Annotated in this window: 18 protein-coding genes; 3 read left to right on the top strand and 15 right to left on the bottom strand. The window is 73.9% G+C overall.

Features of this window, described 5'->3' with window-relative positions; all coding sequences use genetic code 11:
* The first annotated feature begins 31 nt into the window (after positions 1-31).
* On the top strand, positions 32-1,666 hold the full coding sequence (pgm, locus tag ASD06_RS00910; RefSeq protein WP_056671995.1) for a phosphoglucomutase (alpha-D-glucose-1,6-bisphosphate-dependent): 1,635 nt from the start codon (positions 32-34) through the stop codon (positions 1,664-1,666).
* 310 nt (positions 1,667-1,976) lie between these two features.
* On the opposite strand, the gene ASD06_RS00915 is transcribed toward pgm, so the two are convergent.
* The 15 genes from ASD06_RS00915 to ASD06_RS00985 all read right to left on the bottom strand — a co-directional run bounded on the left by ASD06_RS00915 (position 1,977) and on the right by ASD06_RS00985 (position 20,284).
* Positions 1,977-2,942, bottom strand: coding sequence for a tetratricopeptide repeat protein (locus ASD06_RS00915; protein ID WP_056671998.1), 966 nt, complete (start codon positions 2,940-2,942; stop codon positions 1,977-1,979).
* A 43-nt stretch (positions 2,943-2,985) separates the two neighbouring features.
* Complete coding sequence (locus ASD06_RS00920) at positions 2,986-3,999, bottom strand: hypothetical protein (RefSeq protein WP_056672001.1); 1,014 nt, start codon at positions 3,997-3,999, stop codon at positions 2,986-2,988.
* The gene (locus ASD06_RS00925) at positions 3,999-4,727 is read right to left on the bottom strand and encodes a hypothetical protein (protein ID WP_056672004.1); all 729 of its coding nucleotides are present in this window, start codon (positions 4,725-4,727) and stop codon (positions 3,999-4,001) included. The genes ASD06_RS00920 and ASD06_RS00925 overlap by 1 nt, the downstream gene beginning before the upstream one ends.
* A 106-nt stretch (positions 4,728-4,833) precedes the next feature.
* Positions 4,834-6,573: a methylmalonyl-CoA mutase gene (locus ASD06_RS00930; protein ID WP_056672008.1), complete on the bottom strand. Its 1,740-nt coding sequence runs from the start codon at positions 6,571-6,573 to the stop codon at positions 4,834-4,836.
* A gap of 166 nt (positions 6,574-6,739) precedes the next feature.
* A complete protein-coding gene (locus ASD06_RS00935; protein ID WP_056672896.1) occupies positions 6,740-7,249 on the bottom strand; it encodes a MarR family winged helix-turn-helix transcriptional regulator in 510 nt (169 codons plus the stop codon).
* Between the two features lie 35 nt (positions 7,250-7,284).
* A complete protein-coding gene (locus ASD06_RS00940) occupies positions 7,285-7,977 on the bottom strand; it encodes an ABC transporter ATP-binding protein (RefSeq protein WP_056672010.1) in 693 nt (230 codons plus the stop codon).
* Positions 7,974-8,855 carry an ABC transporter ATP-binding protein gene (locus ASD06_RS00945; protein ID WP_056672013.1) on the bottom strand — a complete coding sequence of 294 codons (882 nt, stop codon included), beginning with the start codon at positions 8,853-8,855 and terminating at the stop codon, positions 7,974-7,976. The genes ASD06_RS00940 and ASD06_RS00945 overlap by 4 nt, the downstream gene beginning before the upstream one ends.
* Entirely contained in the window at positions 8,852-11,962 is a 3,111-nt protein-coding gene (locus tag ASD06_RS00950) for an FtsX-like permease family protein (RefSeq protein ID WP_056672016.1), read from the bottom strand. The genes ASD06_RS00945 and ASD06_RS00950 overlap by 4 nt, the downstream gene beginning before the upstream one ends.
* Positions 11,959-15,057: an FtsX-like permease family protein gene (locus ASD06_RS00955; protein WP_056672019.1), complete on the bottom strand. Its 3,099-nt coding sequence runs from the start codon at positions 15,055-15,057 to the stop codon at positions 11,959-11,961. Before ASD06_RS00955 ends, ASD06_RS00950 begins: the two co-directional genes overlap by 4 nt.
* 23 nt (positions 15,058-15,080) lie before the next feature.
* Positions 15,081-15,632 carry a GNAT family N-acetyltransferase gene (locus ASD06_RS00960; protein WP_056672021.1) on the bottom strand — a complete coding sequence of 184 codons (552 nt, stop codon included), beginning with the start codon at positions 15,630-15,632 and terminating at the stop codon, positions 15,081-15,083.
* A gap of 6 nt (positions 15,633-15,638) precedes the next feature.
* Positions 15,639-15,944 carry a thiamine-binding protein gene (locus ASD06_RS00965; RefSeq protein WP_056672023.1) on the bottom strand — a complete coding sequence of 102 codons (306 nt, stop codon included), beginning with the start codon at positions 15,942-15,944 and terminating at the stop codon, positions 15,639-15,641.
* A gap of 29 nt (positions 15,945-15,973) precedes the next feature.
* Positions 15,974-17,086, bottom strand: a complete 1,113-nt coding sequence (locus ASD06_RS00970; RefSeq protein WP_082537559.1) for an ABC transporter permease — start codon at positions 17,084-17,086, stop codon at positions 15,974-15,976.
* Positions 17,083-17,973 (bottom strand): ABC transporter ATP-binding protein, encoded by an 891-nt coding sequence (locus ASD06_RS00975; protein WP_056672900.1) that lies wholly within the window; start codon positions 17,971-17,973, stop codon positions 17,083-17,085. The genes ASD06_RS00970 and ASD06_RS00975 overlap by 4 nt, the downstream gene beginning before the upstream one ends.
* Positions 17,974-18,104: 131 nt before the next feature.
* Positions 18,105-19,067, bottom strand: a complete 963-nt coding sequence (meaB, locus tag ASD06_RS00980) for a methylmalonyl Co-A mutase-associated GTPase MeaB (protein WP_056672025.1) — start codon at positions 19,065-19,067, stop codon at positions 18,105-18,107.
* A gap of 8 nt (positions 19,068-19,075) precedes the next feature.
* Positions 19,076-20,284, bottom strand: a complete 1,209-nt coding sequence (locus ASD06_RS00985; protein ID WP_235502163.1) for an acetyl-CoA C-acetyltransferase — start codon at positions 20,282-20,284, stop codon at positions 19,076-19,078.
* 142 nt (positions 20,285-20,426) lie between these two features.
* On the opposite strand from ASD06_RS00985, the gene mce reads away from it, so the two are divergent.
* Both mce and ccrA read left to right on the top strand, forming a co-directional pair.
* Positions 20,427-20,864, top strand: a complete 438-nt coding sequence (mce, locus tag ASD06_RS00990; RefSeq protein ID WP_056672031.1) for a methylmalonyl-CoA epimerase — start codon at positions 20,427-20,429, stop codon at positions 20,862-20,864.
* Positions 20,865-21,076: 212 nt separating this feature from the next.
* Entirely contained in the window at positions 21,077-22,426 is a 1,350-nt protein-coding gene (gene ccrA / locus ASD06_RS00995) for a crotonyl-CoA carboxylase/reductase (protein WP_056672038.1), read from the top strand.

Genomic DNA, 22,426 nt, shown 5'->3' on the forward strand with positions numbered 1-22,426 from the left:
GCCCTGGCGGCGAATCGGCCAGGATGGACTCATGAGCGACTCCCGCGCCGGTCAGCCCGCCCAGCCCAGCGACCTGGTCGACCTCGACCACCTGCTCGCCGCGTACACCGACGTCACACCGGACGTCGACGACCCGGCTCAGGCCGTCACGTTCGGCACGTCAGGGCACCGGGGGTCGAGTCTGGACGGCGCCTTCAACGAGGCGCACATCCTCGCCACGACCCAGGCCATCGTGGAGTACCGCGCCGAGCAGGGCACGACCGGGCCGCTGCTGATGGGTCGCGACACGCACGCGCTGTCCCGTCCGGCGTGGCAGAGCGCGCTCGAGGTGCTCGTGGCGAACGGCGTCACCGTGCTCGTCGACTCCGAGGACGGCTACACGCCCACGCCAGCGGTATCGCACGCCATCCTGCGGCTCAACCGCACTCACGCCCACGGCCCGGCCGACGGCATCGTCGTCACGCCCTCGCACAACCCGCCGCGCGACGGCGGTTTCAAGTACAACCCGCCGCACGGCGGCCCGGCTGACAGCGACGCGACGGGGTGGATCCAGCGCCGCGCCAACGACCTGCTGCGCGACGGGCTGCGCGGCGTCCGGCGGGTGCCGCTGGCGCAGGCCCGCGAGCAGGCGCACGCCTACGACTTCCTCGGCCACTACGTCGACGACCTGCCCGAGGTGCTCGACCTGGAGGCGGTGCGCGATGCCGGGGTGCGGATCGGCGCCGACCCGCTGGGTGGCGCGAGCGTCGCGTACTGGGGAGCGATCGCCGAGCGGCTCGACCTCGACCTCACGGTGGTCAACCCCGAGGTCGACCCGCGTTGGTCGTTCATGACCCTCGACTGGGACGGCAAGATCCGGATGGACTGCTCGTCGCCGTACGCCATGGCGTCCCTCATCGGCAACCGCGACGCCTACCAGATCTCCACCGGCAACGACGCCGACGCCGACCGGCACGGCATCGTCACCCCGGACGCCGGGCTGATGAACCCCAACCACTTCCTGGCCGTCGCGATCCAGTACCTCTTCGGCGCACGGCAGGGCTGGGCGGCGGACGCCGCGGTCGGCAAGACCCTGGTGTCGTCGTCCATGATCGACCGCGTGGCCGCCGACCTGGGCCGGCGCCTCGTGGAGGTGCCGGTGGGCTTCAAGTGGTTCGTGCCCGGGCTGCTCGACGGCTCGGTCGGCTTCGGCGGCGAGGAGAGCGCGGGCGCGTCGTTCCTGCGCCGCGACGGCTCGGTGTGGACCACCGACAAGGACGGCATCCTGCTCGCCCTGCTGGCCTCTGAGATCCTCGCGGTCACCGGCCGCTCGCCGTCCGAGCACTACCGCGAGCTCACCCAGCGCTTCGGCGAGCCGGCCTACGCCCGGGTGGACGCCGCCGCGTCCCGCGAGCAGAAGGCGGCGCTCGCGAAGCTGTCGGCCGACGACGTGGACGCCACCGAGCTGGCCGGCGAGCCGATCACCGCCAAGCTCACGCGCGCGCCCGGCAACGACGCCGCCGTCGGCGGCCTGAAGGTCGTCACCGAGTCCGCCTGGTTCGCCGCGCGGCCCTCGGGCACCGAGGACGTCTACAAGATCTACGCCGAGTCCTTCCGCGGCCCCGAGCACCTCGAGCAGGTGCAGGCCGCTGCCCGCGACCTCGTCTCCACCACCCTCGGCGCCTGATGGCCGAGCGGCCGCGGCGCGTGCTGTCCGCCGGGCTGGTCGTGCGCAGCACCGCGGGCCGGGTGCTCCTCGCGGAGCTGTCGTACACGCAGCGATGGGACGTCGTGGGAGGGGTCGTCGAGTCCGGCGAGTCGGTGGTCGAGGCCACCGACGTGCTCGACCGCTGCGGCCCACGGATCGGTCCGCGGCTGACGGCAGCCCTGGACGCGCTGCGGACCGGGCGCCTACCGGGTGCGCCGCTCATGCTGGTCGACGGCGTCCCGGAAAGGGGACGATGCGCTGGCGTGCATGATCACGCCAGGGGGTGGGCTCAGAAGAGGGCCATGCTGAGCGCACGGCGGGCCGCCGCGACCCGCGCGTCGTCGGAACCGACGATCTCGAAGAGCTCCACGAGGTGCTGGCGCACGCGCTCGCGCTCGTCACCGGACGTCGTTCGCACCGTCTCGACGAGGCGCGCGAAGGCGTCGTCGACGTGCCCACCGAGCAGGTCGAGGTCGGCGACGAGCAGCTGCGCGTCCGGGTCGGACGGCGCGCTGGCCGCCGCCGCGCGGGCGGCCTGCGGGTCGGCGTCCTGGGTGCGGCGCATGAGGTTGACCTGCGCGAGGCCGACCCTGGCGTCGGCGTCGGCGGGCGCCTGCGCGAGGGCCTGCTCGTACGCAGCGGCGGCGGCGTCGAGGTCACCAGCCTCGATGGCGTCAAAGGCCTTCTGGTGCAACGGCGGCAGCGGCGGCTCGGCAGGCGGCTCGGCCGCATCGTCCGCCGGCGCGCCACCCTCGATGCGCCCGGTGACCCCGTTGGCCTCCGCCACGCGCAGCAGCTCGTCGAGGTAGGCGCGCACCTGCTGCTCGGGCAGCGCTCCCTGGAACAGCGGCACGGGCTGGCCCTTGACGATGGCGACGACGGTCGGGATGGACTGCGCCTGGAACACCTGGCCGAGCCGTGGGTTGGCGTCGACGTCGACCTTGGCCAGCAGGAAGCGCCCGGCGTACTCGGCCGCCAGCCGCTCGAGCACCGGACTGAGCTGCTTGCACGGCCCGCACCACTCGGCCCACAGGTCGACGACCACGGGCACGGTCATCGACTGCTCGACCACGCCCTGGAAGGACGCCTCCGTGGCGTCGACGACGAACGCGCCGGACGCAGCGGACCCACCCGAGGCACCGGCCGACGCCGCGGCCTGCTCGCGCCGCTTGGCCTGGGCGGCGACGGCCGCGAGGTCGACGGCCCCGCGCAGGGGCACCGAGGAGGAGGCCGGCTGGCCCGTGGGCTGGCTCATGACGACGATTCTGTCAGACCCGGTGCGACGCGGCGCAGGGCGCTCAGGAGCCCTTCACCGCGACGGGCGCCTCGCTGAAGCCGACGACCCGCACCGAGCCGTCGCCGCGCGGCGGCACCACGAGCACCACGGTCTCGACCGTCGTCACGGTGGCCGAGCGGGTGATCTTCTTCAGGCCCGAGGCGAGCGCGCGGTAGGCGGGCGGCGGGGTGATGACACCCGCGCCCTTGCGCACCGTGAACACGTCGGTGCGGTTGATGGCGGCGAACACCAGCGCCCCGCCGTCGGCCGTGCGGATCGCCGTGGTGCCGTCGTCGCGGGCGGAGTGCCGCTGGCTGAACGTCGCGACCTTCTTGACGTCGCGCGCCTGGGCGGCGGCCTTCGCCCGCACCTCCTTGACGACGACGCTCGACTCGAAGGGCGTGCCCGATGCCTTGCCGGTCTGCAGCAGCTTCGCGAGGTCGGCGACCGCCTGGCGCGGCGTGGCGACGAGCCCACCGACGTCGTCCGCCAGCACCGAGGCACCCCGGGTGTTCGGCGGCGTGGGCGGCAGCACCTCACCGGGCAGCAGGTCGACACGCGTGGCCACCCGGAACGGCGTGCGCACGTCGGTGCTGCGCATGAGCACGGCCTCGAGCGCTCGACCCCCCTCCGGCTGCCACACGGCGACCACGGTGCGCGGGAAGGCCCGGCCGGCCGTGACGACGACCCGCGAGGGCTGGGCCACGGGCGCCAGCGCGCCACCGGGATCGACATCGGGGCCGATGGCCTTCTCGACGACGTACCGCGCCGGGGCGATCGTCAGCGCCAGGCCGGTGTACGCCGACTGCGCCGCCGCCGGCGTCCGCAGCGCGTCGGCCCGCTGGGCCTGGGTGATCGCCCGGGTCGCGACCGAGCTGGCCTGACCGGGCGTGAGCGCCGGGCTGTTGCTCAGCACCGCCGTGTTCGACTGCAGCCCGAGGAGGGTCTGGGCGGGTGAGCAGGCGCTCAGGGCGACGGCCGCGACGGCGACCGCGACGGCGAGCTGGCGGCGTGGACGGCCTGGATTGCGTGCCATCAGCCCCTCCTCGCTCGCGAGGCCGCGCGGCGGCGACCGACGTGACCCGACCGGCTCGGCCGGTCAGCGGCGCCACCGCGGTGCGGGCGCATGCTGCGGGCGCGTCGTCGCACCGACGACAGGCCGGCGGCGCGCACGGCCGGCGGCCGGTTCCAGCGACGCACGAGGTACAGCAGCCCGAGGCCGAGCACGAGCATCAGCACCGGCACCCAGAACCATGTGCGGTCGCTCCACGCCAGGCGCACAGAGACGGCGGGCATGGGTGCGCCGTCGGCACGTGCGATCACGGCAGACTCGGCACCCGGAGCGGCCCGGTACACGAGCGTGGCGGCGCCGTCGCCCTGCACGCGGCTGTGCCAGACGTCGACCTGGTCGAGGGGCGGCAGGCCCTCGCTGCCGCTGGCCGAGCGAGTGGTCAGACGCCGGGCTCCGTCGAGGCCGGTGACGACGAGGCGGTTGGTGGTGTCGACGAGCGCTGCGGTGTCGTCCGGGCGGGCGCGGCCGATGAAGATCGGCGCGCCGGGGCTGCTCGTGCGGGCCTGCACCGACACGGTGGGACCGATGACGCTCGCCAGCGCGGGCTCGATGACGATCGCACTGCGTCCGGCGGGCACCTGCAGCTCGCTGTGCCAGGTGCCGTGCGAGCCCAGCAGGACGAACCCCATCACCGAGCAGATGACGAGCACCAGGCCCACGAGGGTGGCGACCCCCGTGATGGCGCGCTTCATCGGCTCGGTACCTCCCTGGCTGGCTGGTGGCAGTGGCTGGCGATCCACAGTAACCGGGTCCGTCGAAGACTCCGAATCGCTTCGGCCGCCCCGTTTCGGCCGGCGGCTAGAACCGGGCGGGCTCCCGGTAGTCGCCCCACAGCTCCTTGAGCGCCCCGCAGATCTCGCCGAGCGTCGCCTCGGCGCGCACGGCGTCCAGCATCGCCGGCAGCATGTTGTCGCTGCCGCGGGCCGTCTCGACGAGCGCGGCCAGCCGTTGCTGCACCAGCTGCTCGTCACGGGCCGCGCGCCGGTCGCCGAGCACGCGGACCTGCTCGCGCTCGACCTCGTGGCTTACGCGCAGGATCTCCAGCTCGTGCGTGAGCGACTCGGTGTGCACGTTGACGCCGACGACCTTCTTGTCGCCCTTCTCCAGCGACGTCTGGTACTGGAAGGCGGCGTCGGCGATCTCGGCCATGAACCAGCCGTCCTCGATGCCGCGCAGGATGCCGCTGGTGATCGGGCCGATCTCGTGCCGCACCTCGCCGTCTGCGGCGACGTCGCGGCCACGCTCCCCCATCTCGCGGATGCGGGCGAAGATGGCCTCGGCCTCGGCCTCGATGCGGTCGGTGAGCGCCTCGACGTACCAGCTGCCACCCAGCGGGTCGGCGACGTTGGTGACGCCCGTCTCCTCCATGAGCACCTGCTGGGTGCGCAGCGCGATCTCGGCCGACTCGTCGGTGGGCAGCGCGAGCGTCTCGTCGAGGGCGTTGGTGTGCAACGAGTTCGTGCCGCCGAGCACCGCAGCGAGGGCCTCGACCGCCGTCCGGACGACGTTGTTGTAGGGCTGCTGGGCGGTGAGCGAGACGCCGGCGGTCTGGGTGTGGAACCGCAGCCACTGCGCGCGGTCGGTCGTCGCGCCGTACACGTCACGCAGCCAGCGAGCCCAGATGCGCCGGGCCGCGCGGAACTTGGCGATCTCCTCGAAGAAGTCGACGTGCGCGTCGAAGAAGAAGCTGAGCCCGGGGGCGAAGCGGTCGACGTCGAGCCCGCGCGAGAGGCCGAGCTCGACGTAGGCGAAGCCGTCGGCCAGGGTGTACGCGAGCTCCTGCGCAGCCGTCGACCCCGCCTCGCGGATGTGGTACCCGCTCACCGACAGCGGCTTGTAGGCCGGGATGTTCTCGGCGCAGTACTCCATGAGGTCGCCGATCAGGCGAAGGTGCGGCTCGGGTGCGAACAGCCACTCCTTCTGGGCGATGTACTCCTTGAAGATGTCGGTCTGCAGCGTGCCGTCGAGGGCTGCCAGGTCGACCCCCTGGCGCTCGGCGGCCACGAGGTACATGCAGAACACCGGCACGGCGGGGCCGCTGATGGTCATGGACGTCGTCACGTCACCGAGCGGGATCCCGGCGAACAGCACGTCCATGTCGGCGGCGGAGTCGATGGCCACGCCGCAGTGCCCGACCTCACCGAGGCTCATGGGGTCGTCGGAGTCGCGGCCCATGAGGGTCGGCATGTCGAAGGCCACCGACAGGCCCCCGCCGCCGCGCGCCAGGATCATCCGGTAGCGCTCGTTGGTCTGCTCGGCGTTGCCGAAGCCGGCGAACTGGCGGATCGTCCAGGTGCGGCCGCGGTAGCCCGTGGGGTACAGCCCGCGGGTGAAGGGGAACTCCCCCGGCCAGCCGATGCGCTCCATGCGCGGGTCGACGGCGCCCTCGGGCGGGCCGTAGACGGGCTCGACCTCGCTGGCCGACAGGGTCGTGAAGTCCGCGTCGCGGACCTTGCCCGTGGCGACGGCCTGGTCGTAGCGCTGCTGCCAGCGGCGTCGTCCGGCCTCGATCGCGTCGTCCTGCTGCTCAGCACCCATGGGCACCAAGTTACTTGGACGTCCTACTAACTGTCGACCCACCCGCCCCCCTTCCGCCACCCCGACGCCTTTCCGCCACAGAAGCCGCTGTGCGCCCGACGCAACGCGGTCTGACGGGCGGAAAGCGGGGTGGACGGCGGAAAGCGGGATTGCGGGGTCGGCGCGCTCAGGCGTCGGCGAAGTCGCCGGCCCCCACGCGCACCTTGCGCAGCAGCTCGAACAGCTGCACCCGCTCGGCGCCGTCGAGCGCCTCGAGACCGAAGTCGAGGTCGACGAGGTCGGCCGTGGCCGCCTCGACGACGCGCCGGCCGCGCGCGGTGATGCCGGCGAGGGTGCCGCGGCCGTCGTCGGGGTTCGGGGTGCGCTCGACCAAGCCGGCCTGCTCGAGGCGCTGGACGATGTTCGTGACGCTCGTGGGGTGCACCATGAGCCGCTCGCCGATCTTCGACAACGGCAGGCGGCCCGTGCGGCTGAAGGTGAGCAGCACCAGCGCCTCGTAACGCGCGAACGTGAGCTCGTGCCGCTTCAGCGCCTCGTCGTACCGCGCGATGAGCAGCTGCTGCACGCGCATGATCGACGTCGCAGCCGCCATGGAGTCGCCGGCGTCCCACCGCTCACGCCAGAGCTCTTCGGCGCGCGCGACGGGGTCGAAGGCGAGGCGCAGGACTCGGGGCATGACGCGCACCGTACCGTCCGGCGGCGCCCGACGGCTCAGCCGCTCAGCGGCCGGACCCACTGCGGCACACCGGCGTCCAGGTGCAGCTCGCCGTCGCACGCGGCCGCTGCCTCGGGATCGTGCGTGGCCATGACGACGACCGCGCCGCGCTCTGCCTCACCGCGCAGCAGCTCGACGACGCGCGCGCGGTTCACCGCGTCGAGCTCGCTCGTCGGCTCGTCGGCCAGCAGCACCCGCCCGGCTTGCGCGAGGCCGCGGGCGACCGCGACGCGCTGCTGCTGGCCGCCCGACAGCTCCTCGACGAGCTGGTGCCCCGACTGGCCGAGGCCCACCGACTCCAGCGCGGCGGCCGCCGCCGCCCGTGCGTGCTCGGGATCGACACCGGCCGCCAGCAGAGGGACGACGACGTTCTCGCCGGCGGTGAGCACCGTCGCGAGCGCGTTGCCCTGCGGCACGATGACCACACCACGAGCCGAAGCGTCATCGCGCGAGGTGAGCGGCGCGCCGTCCAGCTCGACGGACCCGGAGTCAGGCAGCCGCAGGCCGGCGAGCGCCCACAGCAACGTGGTCTTGCCCGCGCCGGACGGCCCGGTGACGGCCAACAGCTGGCCGGCGCGCACCTGCACGTCGACGTCGGCAAGCACCTCGCGACCGTCGAAGGCGACGGCGATCGACCGACCCGAGAGCCCTTGCGCGGCAACGGCCGTGGTGGCTCGAACCTCACTCATGCGGTGACCTCCTCAGCGGCCCGGTGACGTCCGCTCGGCTCAGCCGGCTCGTCGGTCTGCGGGACGAGCCGCACGGTGCCGTCGTCCTGCAGCTCCACCCGCAGCAGCGAGCCGGGCGGCACGACCTCCAGGACGTCGGGCGGCAGCGCGAGCGACCCGTCGCGGCCGACGACGGCGAAGTCCTCGCCGCGCCGTCCCTCGGCGCCGACCCGCCCGTCGCGGATCGTCACCGTGCGGTGCAGCCGGGCGGCCACCTGCGGGTCGTGGGTCACCGCCACGACGGTCGTGCCGAGCAACCGGTTGACGTCCTCGATCGCCGCCAGCACCTCGTCGCGTCCCTCGTGGTCGAGCTGGCTGGTGGGCTCGTCGAGCAACAGCAGCCCAGGTCGCGCCCCGAGGGCCACCCCGACGGCGAGCCGCTGGCGCTGCCCAGGTGCCAGCTGGTCGAGCGGTGTGCGCGCGTGGTCGGCGAGCCCCACCAGGTCGAGCACCTCGAGCGGGTCGGGCAGATCCCGGCCGAGGGCCTGGGCGCCGCGCTGGGCGAAGCGCACGTTGTCGACCGGCGAGGCGTACGGCAGCAGGTTGCGCATGGCGCCCTGCACCACGATGCCGACGTCGCTGGCCCGCATCCGGGCCAGCCCCTTCTCGTCGAGCCGGGTGAGGTCGTGCTCACCCACGCGCAGCCGGCCGGCGCTGGGGCGCAGCAGGCCCGCGAGCAGGTTGAGCAGCGTCGACTTGCCCGAGCCCGACGGCCCGAGCAGCCCGACGACCTCGCCCGAGGCGATGTCGAGGTCGACGCCCGAGAGCGCGACCACGTCGTTGCCCTCGAGCCGGTAGATGTGCACGAGCCCGTGGGCCGCGACGTCCAGGCCGCTCATCGGCCCGCCTCCCTGATCCGATCCACCGATCCTCCTCGTAGCTGGGCCGAGGCGAGCAGCACCGCCACGACCGCGAGCAGCACCGACACCCCGACCACCGACCACGCACCGGCCACGAGGGCGGGCGCGGTGCTGGCGGCGATCACCTCGGAGCTCTCGTCGGCCAGCGGCAGCACGGGCAGCACCACGAGCACCGTCACCGTCGCCGCCACGACGGCACACACCACCGCGACCCCGACGCCTGCGAGGTTCTCCACCAGCATGGCGCGCCGCAGCACCGGACGCCGGACGCCCACGGCGCGCAACGCAGCCACCTCCCCCGCCCGCTGGCGTGAGCCGACGAACGCGGCCACCAGCACCGCGCCGAGGGCGACGAGCACCGCCACGGCACCGCAGGCGAGAAACAGCAGCAGCGCCAGCACCGCCCCCTCGCGGTTCAGCACCTCGAGCGCCTGCTGGGCCGACGCCCGGTCGGTCACCTGCACCCCGGACGCCGCCAGCCGGCTCGTGAGGGTGCGCTCGGCCGCGGGGTCGTCGCGACCGAGCCAGACCTGCAGGCTGTCGGACGAGGCCGTGGGCACCGACCGCAGCGCGAGGTCGAGGTCGATGACGACGCCGGTGCGGCCGAGACCTGGCACGAACGGCGCCGTCCCGGCGCGCCGCACGCTCACCGGGCCGCCGTCGGCACCGGTGATCGCGACCCGACCGTCGCGCACGGCCGCGCCGGCGCCCGTCAGCGCGGGCAGCGGGTCGGGTGCGTCACCGTGGATCACCCGCGCCGGGAACCCGCCCGGGGTGCTCACCTGCACGGCCAGTGCGCGGCCGGGCGTGACCGTCGACGAGGCGCCACCGGCGTCCGGCACCGCCGGACGCCAGGCGTCGGCCCGCTCGAGCTGGGCGTCGAGCCGTCCCGGCGCTCCCCCCGTCGAGGCGCTGATCGAGCGCACCTTCAGGCTCGCTCGGCCGGTCGTGATGTCGGTGCCCGCGTGCCGCACCGCGAGGCCGACCAGCCGGCACCCAGCGGCGCAGCTGCTCGGCACGGTGCCGCGGTAGGTTCGCTCGCCGACGCGCAGCGCGCCCAGGTCGACCTCCTGCCAGCCGGACGCCGCCTCCACCGTCACCGACAGCACCATCGGGGTGACCGACTCGACCGACAGCACGCTGACGTCGGCCGTCACCGGCCCCGGCCGCAGGACGAACGACGCGGGAAGGCGCGGGCGCAGCACGGCGGCGACGTCCGACGGGCCGCGGCCGGAGAAGCCCAGCACCGCGTCGGCGCGCTCCGCGTCGACGGCGAAGGCTCGCGAGGCGGTGTTGCTGCCGGCCAGCTCCATCACCGCCATGGCGTAGCGGCCGCCTGGGTCGGCGGCCCGGACGGCCTCGAGCACGCGTCCGGGCTCGGGCGCTCGCACCGACAGCACGACGGGCGCCCCGGTCTCGGCGAGGGCCCGCACCTGCCGCTCCCGCGCCGCGACGGTCCAGGCCTGGACGCCGACGAGCAGCAGGCACAGGGCCGCCGTCAGCACGCCCGTCGTCCGGGCGGTGCCGGCGCGCCGCGCGACGCCGGCCCAGCCGACGAGCGCGCCGGGGTGCCCGCGGTCGAGCGCTCGAGCGGCCCGGCGCCGCGACAGCCAGCGCAGGGCGCGGGCGGCCAGCAGCGCGCCCCCGAGCGCGATCATGCCGGGAGCCGCTGAGGCGACCGGTCCCGGCGTCGACCCGCGCGAGACGGCGAGCTGCACGACGCCGGCGGCCACGAGCGCCAGCACGATGCCCTCGACGGCCCCGGCTCGGCGTCCGCGACCCGCGCCCGGCACCCGGCGCAGCAGGTCGGAGACGTGGCCGCGGGCCACCGACCGCGCGGCCACCGCAGCGGCGGCCAGGCCACCGACGACTCCCAGCAGCACCGACGCGATGACGGTCGGGGTCACCCGCAGCTCGATCCCTGGCTCCAGCAGGTGGTCGGCCACGAGGTGCACGACCCACCAGCCCAGCAGCGTGCCGATGGGGGCCGAGAGCAGCAGCAGGACGCTCACCTCGCCCAGCCCGAAGCGCACGGTGCGCGGCGGCGTCAGGCCCCGCAGCTTGGCCAGCCCGAGCTCGGGGGCCCGCTCCTGCGTGGCTGACCCGACCACGTGGGCGAGGATCACCCAGGCGAGCAGCACGAGCTGGAAGGCAGCGAGCGGTGCGGCCACGCGGACGACGTCGCTGCGGCGATTCGACCCCTCGATGAGCGTCGGGAGCTGGCTCGTCACCGCCACCGCGACCTTTCCGAGGTCGGTGGTGACGGCGCCCACGGCGGCGGCGACGCGCGGGCCGTCGTCGAGCCCGACGGCGTGGCCGTCGACCGGCACGTCGACGCTGTACGACTGCACGCCGAGGGCCTTGGCCGCCCCGGGGCCGAGCCAGACCGCGTCGGTGAGCGGCGGCAGCTCGCTCAGCCCGCTGGGCCGCGAGATCGGGTAGTAGCGGAACATCGGCCGGCCGACCCAGTAGTCGTCATCGAGGTCGAACGGCTCGGCGGTGCCGACCACCGTGAGGTGGGCGACCTGCTGCGAACCGTCTGCGCGCTGGACGTCGACCAGGGACGCGGAGAACGTCGAGCCCAGGTGCAGGCCGAGCAGCTTCATGCTGCGCGTGGTCAGCGCGGCCTCGTCAGGGCGGGTGGGGCAGCGCCCGGACGACATCACGAGGTGGTCGCACAGGCCCTCGCGGTCGAGCAGCGGCACCTCCACCTGACCGCCGGCCTGGGGCCCGGCCGTGGGGTCGACCATCGACTCGGTGGTCGACGAGAGCCGGGGCGTGCCGAACACCGGCGGCTTGAGCCGACGCTGCAGGCTGTCGATCGTGCCGCTCGCCGGGAGCGCCACCCGGGCCGCGTTGGCCGACACGTCGGCGTGCACGGCCCGGGCGAAGACGTCCGAGCGCGCGAGCGTGCCGCGCGCGATCGACTCCTCGGCCGCACGGGAGTACAGCGGCGCGACGACGGCCGCCGTCGCGGCGACGACCGCGAGCACCAGCACGACGACAGCGGTGAGGCGGCGGTAGGCGATCCCGCGCAGCGCCAAGCGCAGGCCGACGAAGCGGCCGCGTCCGCCGGGGTGCCTCATCGCGCACCCTCGCGCAGCACGCTGGGCTGGGCCAGCCGCCCGAGGCGCGCGCCCAGCGCAGAGCAGACCCCGGTCAGGACGACGACGCTCACCGCGAGCGCGACGACCACCGACGGCACCCCCGATGCCAGGTCGGGGCGGGGCAGCGCGCGGTCGACGCCACCGCGCGACAGCGTCAACGCAGCCCCCGCGGCGCCGAGCACGGCACCGGCGACCAGCCCGGCGACCGCCACGGCCAGCTGCTCGCGGACGGCCGCCCGACGCACGGTCGCGGCAGGCACGCCCACGACGCGCAGCCCGGCGAGGTCGTGCGCACGGACCCGTCCGCTGGTGGCGACCGCCACCGCCAGCACGCTCGCGGCGAGCAGGAGCGCCACGACGCCCACGACGGTTGCCAGGTGCAGCGACAGGGCCGGCCCACGGGCCCCGGCGGCGTCAGCGACGTCGGCGACGGTGACGCGGTCGAGCACCGGCAGGCCGGCGGCTGACAGGGCGCCCACGAGGGCCGCCTCGCGGCGCGGGTCGTCATCGGCGAGCCAGACCTGCGCCGTGGCGTACGGCGACAGCGCGCCGTCGAGCTCGCCCGCGAGCGGTAACGCGACGAGCACGGCCGGGTCGGGCACGCCGGGCACCCGGCTGACGGTGTCGACCCGGCGCAGGGGTTGGTCTGAGCCGGCCAGGGCCGGGGCGCTGACCAGCTCGTCGGGCTCCGCCGAGGGGTCGGCGACGCCGTAGGACGAGGCGCTGACGCCGGCGGTCGTCAGCGCCGGCAGCGTGACGGGGACGTCCAGACGATGCAGCAGCAGGGTCGCCCCGAAGCTGTGGGCGGTGGCGTGCAAGCCCCCGACGGCGTCGACCTTCGGCTCCTCGACGAACCCGACCGGCGCCCATCCGCGGTCGCCTGCCCGCAGGTCGACCGGCCGTCCGTCGATCGTGGCCCGGCGCAGCACCAGGTCGAGCACGGCCGTGCCGTTGTCGCTGTCGGCGCGCACGAGGGCCACGGCGCGCAGCCGACACCCCTCGGTGCACGGCACGTCGGCCGTGAGCTGATGCGTGCCGGTGGGCAGCGCGCCCAGGTCGACGTCGTGCAGCAGGCCCGCGTCGTCGACCACCGTGGCCACCAGGTGCACCGGCTTCAGCACCCCTTCGGTGGGCGCGGCGCCCGGGCCGGCCTGGTCGGCGCCCGGGGTGTAGGGCGACCACGCGAACGACGCGTCGAGCGCCAGCCGGCGCCCGCTGAGCTCCACCGGTGCGGCGCCCGAGGCGGTGAGGGCGTCGAGGTCGCGGGCGCCTGCGCCTGGCTGCCCGCTGTCGTCCCAGAGGGCGACGGCGGCGAATCGCGCCGGGTCGACCGCCACCGTGGAGGTGCCCGTGCCGGACGCCGGACGCGCCGTCACCACCGCGGCGGCGTAGCGACCCGACGGGTCGGCGTGCGCGACCGCCCGCTCCAGCGCCCGGGGCGCGGCGGCACCCACCGTGAGCACCACGGGCGCGCCGACGCTGCGCTCTGCCGCGACCTCTCGCTGGTGCGCACCCACGGCGGTCGCCGCCGCGGCGAACACCAGCAGGGCCACGGCGACGGTCTCGATGGCCACCAGGCGGCGCAACGCGGGTCGACGCGAGACCGCCAGGCAGGCCAGGGCGCTGGAGATGCGGCCTGACGCCAGCAGACGCCTGCCCGCCGCCCCGGCCACCGGCACGACGACCTGCGAGAGCAGCAGGCCTCCGGCCAGTGCGAGCAGCCCGGGTGCGATGAGCGCGGTGGGCGAGTCGGCGCTCTCACTGAGCAGCGTCACGAGACCGGCCACGCTCAGCGCCACCACGGCTCCGTCGGCCACCCCGGCGCGTAGCGCGTTGCTGCGCGGAGGCACGCTGCGCAGCAACGACACGAGTGGTTCGCGCACCGTCGGCACCGCGGTCACCGTCACGGCCACGAGCGCCATGAGCGCGCACCCCAGCACCGCGACGCCCAGCGGCCACTGCAGGGGTACGGGCACACCCGGCTCGAGCCAGACCCGCGCGGCCACCCGGGCGAGCAGCCAGCCGACCACCCCGCCCACCACGCAACCGGCCAGGACGACGGCGCCGAGGTCGCGCACGAGCATGCGCGCCGCCCTCGCGGGCAGCTGGCCGCGCAGCCGCGCCAGCGCCACCTCCGGACGCCGCTGCTCGGTGGTCGCCGCCGCGACGTAGCCCAGCACCACGAGCGCCAGGAGCACGCCTTGCAGCGCCAGCAGGGGCAACGGCGTCGAGGCCCGCTCACGCTGCGCGGCCGCCTGGTCGAGCAAGGCACCGAGCTGGCTGCTGCTGCGTGCCCCGAGAGCCGACCCCGTGCGCTGCAGCGCCGCGAGATCGGCCCGCGCCGTGGGTACACGTTCCATCGTCAGTCGTCGCACATTGAGCGGGACGTCGACGCTGACCGCCACCGACTGCCAGGTGCCGGCCTGCAGCGTCGAGGCGTCGACCAGCACGGCCTCGCCGGCGGTGATGTCGCTCGAGCCGGGCGCGCCGGCGGCCAGCCTGCGTCCGAACCAGAACGTGTCGACGTCGCGCACCTGGTCGTAGACGCCGACCACGCGCAGCCCGGTGAGCCCGGGACGGCTGGCTCCGCTGGTGACGGAGGCGTCGTCGACGTCGAGGCGTTGCCCGACCCGCAGGCCGGCCGCCGCCGCCGTGGCGCGCGAGACCATTACCTCCCTGGCGGCCGAGGGGCACGAGCCCTCGGCCACGTGGACGTGGGCGCAGGCGCCGTCGCGGGCGATCACCGGCACCAGCACCCGGCGCTCGCTCGGCCCGACGAGCCCGTTGGCCGCGACGAGCGTGAGCGGCGTCGACCACGTGGGCCGGTCGACCTGCGGCTGCAGTCGCTGCAGCAGCTCGGACGGGCTCGCCGGTTCCGCGCCCTCGACGGTCATGCTCACGCCCCGCGCTGCGGCTGGGGCCTCGCGCAGCAGCGTGCGCTGCACGGACTCCCCCACCGCCCGGGCGTAGGCGAGGCCGAGCACGGCCGTCAGCGCCAGCACGCCCGAGAGCGCCCCCACCAGGACGGCCTGGCCCGGCTGGGACCGCAGCCGGGCCGTCGTCAGTCCCGTCACCGGGCCAACCTAGTGAGTCGGCCTCAGTCGCCCGCCGTCGGCGGCGCCTTCGTGACGGCATCGTGACCCGTTCGTGGCCCCGGCCTGACCCACCGCTCCTCGATCGTGCCCGTGCCCGGGTGCGGCTTCTCGCGGCCGTCGGGCGCGAAGCCGTGGCGGGTGTAGAACGCGCAGGCCCGGTCGTTGCCCCGCAGCACCCACAGGCTCACCGGGCCGTCGATGCCCGCAGCCGCGAGCGTGTCGGTGAACAGCCGGTCGGCGAGCCCGGTGCCGTGGTGGGCGGCCAAGATGTTGATGAAGTAGAGCTCGTGCGCCGGCTCCGCCGGCTCGTCGCGCGAGGGCCCGGCGCCGGCGAAGCCCACCAGCTCGCCGTCGGCGGTCGCCACCAGGGTCACGGCGTCCGACGGCTCCTCGCACCGCTGCGCGAACCACGCGCTCGAGCGCTCAGGCGACAGCCCGGCGAGGAAGTCGGCCGGCATGAGCCCGGCGTAGGCCTCGCGCCAGACCTGGATGTGCACGCGCCCGAACCCATCGGCGTCCTCCAGCCGCGCGGAGCGGACGTCGTATGCCGTCATGCTCAGTCAGTCGTGGTCGGCGTGCGTGATCGCCGCCTCGAGCCGGTCGAGCTTGGCCTGCATCTCGCCGGTGCGGCCAGGGCGGATGTCGGCCTTGAGCACCAGCGAGACGCGCTCGCCGTGGCGGCCGACGGCCTCACAGGCCCGCTTGACGACGTCCAGGCACTCGTCCCACTCACCCTCGATGGTGGTGAACATCGAGTCGGTGCGGTTCGGCAGCCCGGACTCGCGGACGACGCGCACGGCGTCGGCGACGGCGGCGGACACCGAGTCACCGGTGCCGGAGGGAGCGACGGAGAAGGCGATCAGCATGCTGCCACGCTAGCCCTCACGCCGGCCCATCACGCGTCGTCCCACCGGAACAGCCGTGCGCCGAGGGCCGTGAGCACCAGCGCGAAGCCGAGCAGGATCAGGCACGGCGTGATGATCTGGCTGAAGCCCTGCCCGCGCGCCAGCACGTCGATCATGGCGTCGTTCATGTGCCGCAACGGGAGCAGGTTGCTCACCGCCTGCAGCCAGCTGGGGGCGGCCGAGATGTCGAAGAAGGTGCCCGACAGGAAGGCCATCGGCAGCACGATGAAGTTGGCCATCGCGCTAGCGGCCTCATCGGTCTTGGCCACCGAGCCGACGAACAGCCCGATCGACAGGAAGGCCAGAGTTCCGCACAGCAGCAGCGGCGCGGCGAGCCACCAGCTGCCGGCGAGCTGCAGCCCGAACGGCGGCGTGAGCGCGATCGCGATGTACAGCGCCGCCTGCACGAAGGCGACGACGACGCTGACGCCCACGCGTGCGGCCACCACCGACCACACGGGCGCGGGTGAGAGGCGCACGCGGCGCAGCAGCTGCTTGCGCCGCCAGCTCACGATCGTGAGCGCCGCGCCGAACGCGGCGGACGTCGCCACGCCCCACGACAGGATGCCGCCGGTGATGAACTGGATGGGCTTCAGCGAGTCGTCCTCGACGCGGCTGGCGTCGAGCGTGAGCTTCGGTGGCTGGCCGGTGGCCGCGACGTTCGCGCGGTCGACCACCGCGCCGAGGATCCCCTGCACCGTGGCGGCCTTCACCGGGTCGCTCTGCGCGTAGCGCAGCACCAGCCGGTCACCCTCCTGCGCGACGACCGCCGGCACGTCGCCGTTGCGGACGGCCGCGATCCCGGCGTCGAGCGTGGGATACCGCTTGGCCTTCAGGACGCTCGACGGCAGCTGCTGCACCAGGGCGCCGTCGCCCACGACGCCGATGGTCGTGGGGCTCGAACCCTGGTTGTTGAACACCAGACCGAACACCACGAGGAACATCAGCGGGAAGAAGAAGGTGAAGAACAGCGCCATGCGGTCGCGGAAGAAGCTGCGCAGCATGGCCCGCGCGAGCGTCGTGAACGACGACCAGCCCGAGGCCGAGTACTGCCGGCGGGCTGCGGCCGCCTGCTGCGGCTCGCTTCGCAGCGTGGTGCTCATGCGCGGTACTCCCGTCCAGTGAGGTGCAGGAAGACGTCCTCGAGGGTGGCCGTGCGCACGCTGACGCCGTCGAGGCGGTCGCGCTCGGCCAAGGCCTGGAGCAGGACGGCGGGGCGCTTGGTCGACATCACGAGCTCCCCCTCCCCTGCCATCACGACGTCGGCGCCCGGCATCGAGCGGGCTTCGGCCTCGCTGAGGACGCCGTCGGGCAGGGCCACGCGGGTGTCGGCGTGCAGGTCGCGCACCAGGGCGGCCGGGGTGTCCATCGCCAGGATGCGGCCGGCGTCCATGATGGCCACGCGGTCGCAGAGGATCTCGGCCTCGTCGAGGTAGTGCGTGGTGTAGACGACCGTGGTGCCGCGGGACTGGATCTCGCGCAGGACGTCCCACAGGTTGCGGCGGGCCTGCGGGTCGAGCGCGGCCGTCGGCTCGTCGAAGAACACCAGCTCGGGGTCGTGCACCAGCGCGCAGGCGATCGACAGGCGCTGGCGCTGGCCGCCGGAGAGCTTGTCCTCGCGCGTCGTGGCCTTGTCGGCGAGACCCACGAGATCGAGCATCTCGTCGATGCGCTGGCGGTCGACGCCGTAGAGCGACCCGAAGGTCTCGAGCTGCTCGCGCGCCGTGAGCTTCTCGAAGAACGCCGACGCCTGCAGCTGCACGCCCATGCGCGGCAGCAGGCGCGGGTTGCGCGGCCACGGCGACTCGCCGAGCAGGCGCACGGAGCCGGCGTCCGGCTCGCGCAGGCCCTCGACCATCTCGAGCGTCGTCGTCTTGCCCGCGCCGTTGGGCCCGAGAATCCCGAAGAACTCACCGCGCCGGACCTCGAAGGACACACCGTCGACGGCGACCAGGTCGCCGTAGCGCTTCACCAGGCCCTCGACCTGGATCGTGGTGTCCTCACCGGCCGGTAGCGGACGTGCTGCATCCACCCCGAGTGTCGTCACGGCGCCGACCCTACGCCGGGTCGCGGCCTCTGCGCCTCACCCTTTGCAGGAGCAAGCTCCTGGTCCCTCGGCCCTCAGGCGGTGACGGCGTCCACGAGGGTGTCGGCCGCGGCGTAGGGGTCGGTGCGACCGTCGACGACGTCGGCCGCGAGCGCGTCGAGGCCGGTGCCGTGCCGCAGGTCACCCATCCGCTCGCGCAGCACCACCATGGCGATCGCCTCCACCTCGTCGGCGGCGCGCCGCAGCCGGCGCTCGCGCAGGTGGCCGGTGGACTCCAGCCAGTCCCGGTGCTTGTCGATGGCGGCGAGCAGGTCGTCGATCCCCTCCTCGCGGGCGGCGACGGTCTTGACGACCGACGGCCGCCAGTCGCCCGGCGAGCGCGCCTCGGCGAGGGAGATCATGTGCCGGATGTCGCGCACCGTGGTGTCGGCGCCGTCGCGGTCGGCCTTGTTGACGACGAAGACGTCGCCCACCTCGAGGATGCCGGCCTTGGCGGCCTGGATGCCGTCACCCATCCCGGGCGCCAGCAGCACGAGCGTGGTGTCGGCCATGCCGGCGATCTCGACCTCGCTCTGCCCGACACCCACGGTCTCCACGAGCACGACGTCGCAGCCAGCGGCGTCGAGCACGCGCAGCGCCTGAGGCGTGGCCCACGACAGGCCGCCGAGGTGGCCCCGGCTGGCCATCGAGCGGATGTACACGCCGGGGTCGAGCGCGTGGTCCTGCATGCGCACCCGGTCGCCCAGCAGGGCGCCGCCCGAGAAGGGTGACGACGGGTCGACGGCCAGCACGCCGACGCGAAGGTCCCTGTGCCGCAACGCCTTCACCAGTGCCGACGTCGACGTCGACTTGCCCACGCCCGGGCTGCCGGTGATCCCGATGACGTGAGCGTTCCCGGTGTGAGGCGCGAGCGCGGCCATCACCTCGCGCAGCGCGGGATGGGCGTCCTCGACGAGTGAGATCAGGCGCGCGACGGCACGCGGACGCCCCTCGCGAGCCTGCTCGACCAGCGAGGGGACGTCGACGGCGCGGGCCACGCCGGGCGTCAGGCCTTCGGGACGCGCACGATCAGCGCGTCCCCCTGGCCGCCACCACCGCACAGGGCGGCCGCGCCGACTCCCCCGCCGCGCCGCTTGAGCTCGAGCGCGAGGTGCAGCGCGATGCGGGCGCCGGACATGCCGATCGGGTGGCCCATGGCGATCGCGCCGCCGTTGACGTTGACGATGTCGGCGTCGAGGCCGAGCTCGCGCGTCGAGGCCAGGCCGACGGCCGCGAACGCCTCGTTGATCTCGACGAGGTCGAGGTCGGACGGCGCGATGCCCTCCTTCTCGCACGCCACCGTGATGGCGCGCGCCGGCTGGCTCTGCAACGTCGAGTCGGGCCCGGCGACGACGCCGTGCGCGCCGATCTCCGCGATCCACGTGAGGCCCAGCTCCTCGGCCTTGGCCTTGCTCATCACGACCACCGCGGCGGCGCCGTCCGAGATCTGGCTGGCCGAGCCGGCCGTGATGGTGCCGTCCTTGCGGAACGCCGGACGCAGGCGCGACAGCGACTCCACGGTGGTGTCGGCGCGCACGCCCTCGTCGTCCTTGAAGACGATCGGGTCGCCCTTGCGCTGCGGGATCTCGACCGCGACGACCTCGTCGTCGAAGACGCCGTTCTTCCAGGCCTGGGCAGCCAGCTGGTGGCTGCGGGCGCTGAAGGCGTCCTGCTCCTCGCGGGTGAACTCGTTGTCGGCGGTGTTGGCCGACTCGGTGAGGTTGCCCATGGCCTGGTCGGTGAAGGCGTCCCACAGGCCGTCGTAGGCCATGTGGTCGCGCACCGTGACGTCGCCGTACTTGTAACCCTCACGCGACTTGGGCAGCAGGTGCGGCGCCTGGCTCATCGACTCCTGGCCGCCGGCGACCACGACGTCGAACTCGCCCGCGCGGATCAGCTGGTCGGCCAGCGCGATGGCGTCGATGCCGCTGAGGCACACCTTGTTGATGGTCAGCGCCGGGACGGTCATGGGGATGCCCGCCTTCGCTGCGGCCTGACGGGCGGGGATCTGGCCCGCCCCGGCGGTGAGCACCTGACCCATGATCACGTACTGCACCTGCTCGGGGGCGACCCCGGACTTGTCCAGGGCGCCCTTGATGGCGAACCCGCCGAGATCGGCGGCGCTGAACCCGGACAGCGACCCGAGCAGGCGGCCCATCGGCGTCCGGGCCCCACCGACGATGACGGATGTACGGGCATCGGGCTGTGCAGGCACGGGAACCTCCGAAGATCACGGGACGGACGCCGGTGTCGGTCCGCCGTCCAGCCTAGGACCACCACCGCCGCCCTCGCGACGTGGCCGTCATCACGCCGGCACGGCCGTGCCGCGAGCCGCGGTGACGCCTAACCTGCCACGCATGACGACCACGCCCGACCCGCTGTTCACCGCCATCGACCACGTCGGCGTCGCCGTCGCCGACCTCGACGCCGCCATCGCGTTCTACCGCGACAGCCTCGGACTGCAGCTGCAGCACGAGGAGGTCAACGAGGAGCAGGGCGTGCGCGAGGCGATGATGGCGGTCGGCGACTCCGGCTCGTGCGTGCAGCTGCTCGCCCCCCTCACACCGGACTCGACCATCGCGAAGTTCCTCGACCGCAACGGCCCCGGGATCCAGCAGGTCGCCTACCGCGTGGCCGACGTCGCCGCGGTGAGCGCCACGTTGCGCGAGCGCGGGCTGCGGCTGCTGTACGACGAGCCCCGCCGCGGCACGGCGGGCAGCCGGGTCAACTTCGTGCACCCCAAGGACGCCGGTGGCGTTCTCGTCGAGCTCGTGGAGCCCGCCGCCGCCCACTGACTCTCCACTTGTGACGACTTTCCGACCCTTCCCGCGGCGAGAAGGGTCGCAAGCTCGTCACAAGTCGTCGGGGCAGGGCCGTGTCGTCGATCACAACGGGCGTTCTGGGCCTCCCGCTGGAGGTGACTCGTCAGTAACCTCGGGGCACCTCAGGCACCATCTCGCGACCGAGCCGTGCGCAGCCCGCCCCGGCCAGCCCCTGGAGGACCGCCGTGAACGACGCCTCGCAGCAGATCCTGGACGCCATCACCGCCGGCGACACCAGCCCCGAGGGCTTCGCCGCCCTCGAGCTGCCCGACCACTACCGCGCCGTCACGGTGCACAAGGACGACGTCGACATGTTCGACGGCGTGCCGTCCGCGGAGAAGGACCCACGCAAGAGCCTGCACGTCGAGGAGGTTCCGCTGCCCGATCTCGCCCCCGGCGAGGCGCTGGTGGCCGTGATGGCCTCGGCCATCAACTACAACACCGTGTGGACGTCGATCTTCGAGCCGGTGTCGACGTTCGGGTTCCTCGAGCGCTACGGCCGCACGTCGCCGCTCGCCAAGCGGCACGACCTGCCGTACCACGTGGTCGGTTCGGACCTCGCGGGCGTCGTCCTGCGCACCGGGGCGGGCGTGCACAGCTGGAAGCCGGGGGCGGAGGTGGTCGCCCACTGCCTGTCGGTCGAGCTCGAGCACCCCGACGGCCACAACGACACGATGCTCGACCCCGAGCAGCGCATCTGGGGCTTCGAGACGAACTTCGGCGGCCTCGCGCACCTGGCGATCGTCAAGGCCAACCAGCTCATGCCGAAGCCCGGCCACCTGTCGTGGGAGGAGGCCGCCTCGCCCGGCCTGGTGAACTCCACCGCCTACCGGCAGCTGATCTCCAAGAACGGCGCCGGCCTCAAGCTCGGCGACACGGTGCTGATCTGGGGTGCGTCGGGCGGCTTGGGCTCGTACGCCACGCAGATGGCGCTGGCCGCCGGCGCGACGCCGGTGTGCGTCGTGTCGAGCGACGACAAGGCCGACATCTGCCGCGCGATGGGCGCCGAGCTCGTCATCGACCGGCGCGCCGAGGGCTTCAAGTTCTGGAAGGACGAGACGACCCAGGACCCCAAGGAGTGGCGCCGCTTCGGTGCGCGCATCCGCGAGCTCACCGGTGGTCGCGACGTCGACATCGTCTTCGAGCACCCCGGTCGAGAGACCTTCGGCGCCAGCGTGTTCGCGGCGCGCAAGGGCGGCACCATCGTCACCTGCGCGTCGACGTCCGGATACATGCACGAGTACGACAACCGCTATCTGTGGATGAACCTCAAGCGCATCATCGGGTCGCACTTCGCGAACTACCGCGAGGCGTGGGAGGCCAACGACCTCATCAACCGCGGGCTCATCCACCCCACCCTGTCGCGCGTGTACTCGCTGGACGACGTCGGTCAGGCCGCGTACGACGTCCACCAGAACCTCCACCAGGGCAAGGTGGGCGTGCTCTGTCTGGCCCCGGAGGAGGGACTCGGGGTGCGCGACACGGCCAAGCGCGAGGCGCTGCTGCCGCTCCTCAACCGGTTCCGCGACGTCTGA

Origin of the sequence: Angustibacter sp. Root456, assembly GCF_001426435.1 — a bacterium.
Classification (GTDB): domain Bacteria; phylum Actinomycetota; class Actinomycetes; order Actinomycetales; family Angustibacteraceae; genus Angustibacter.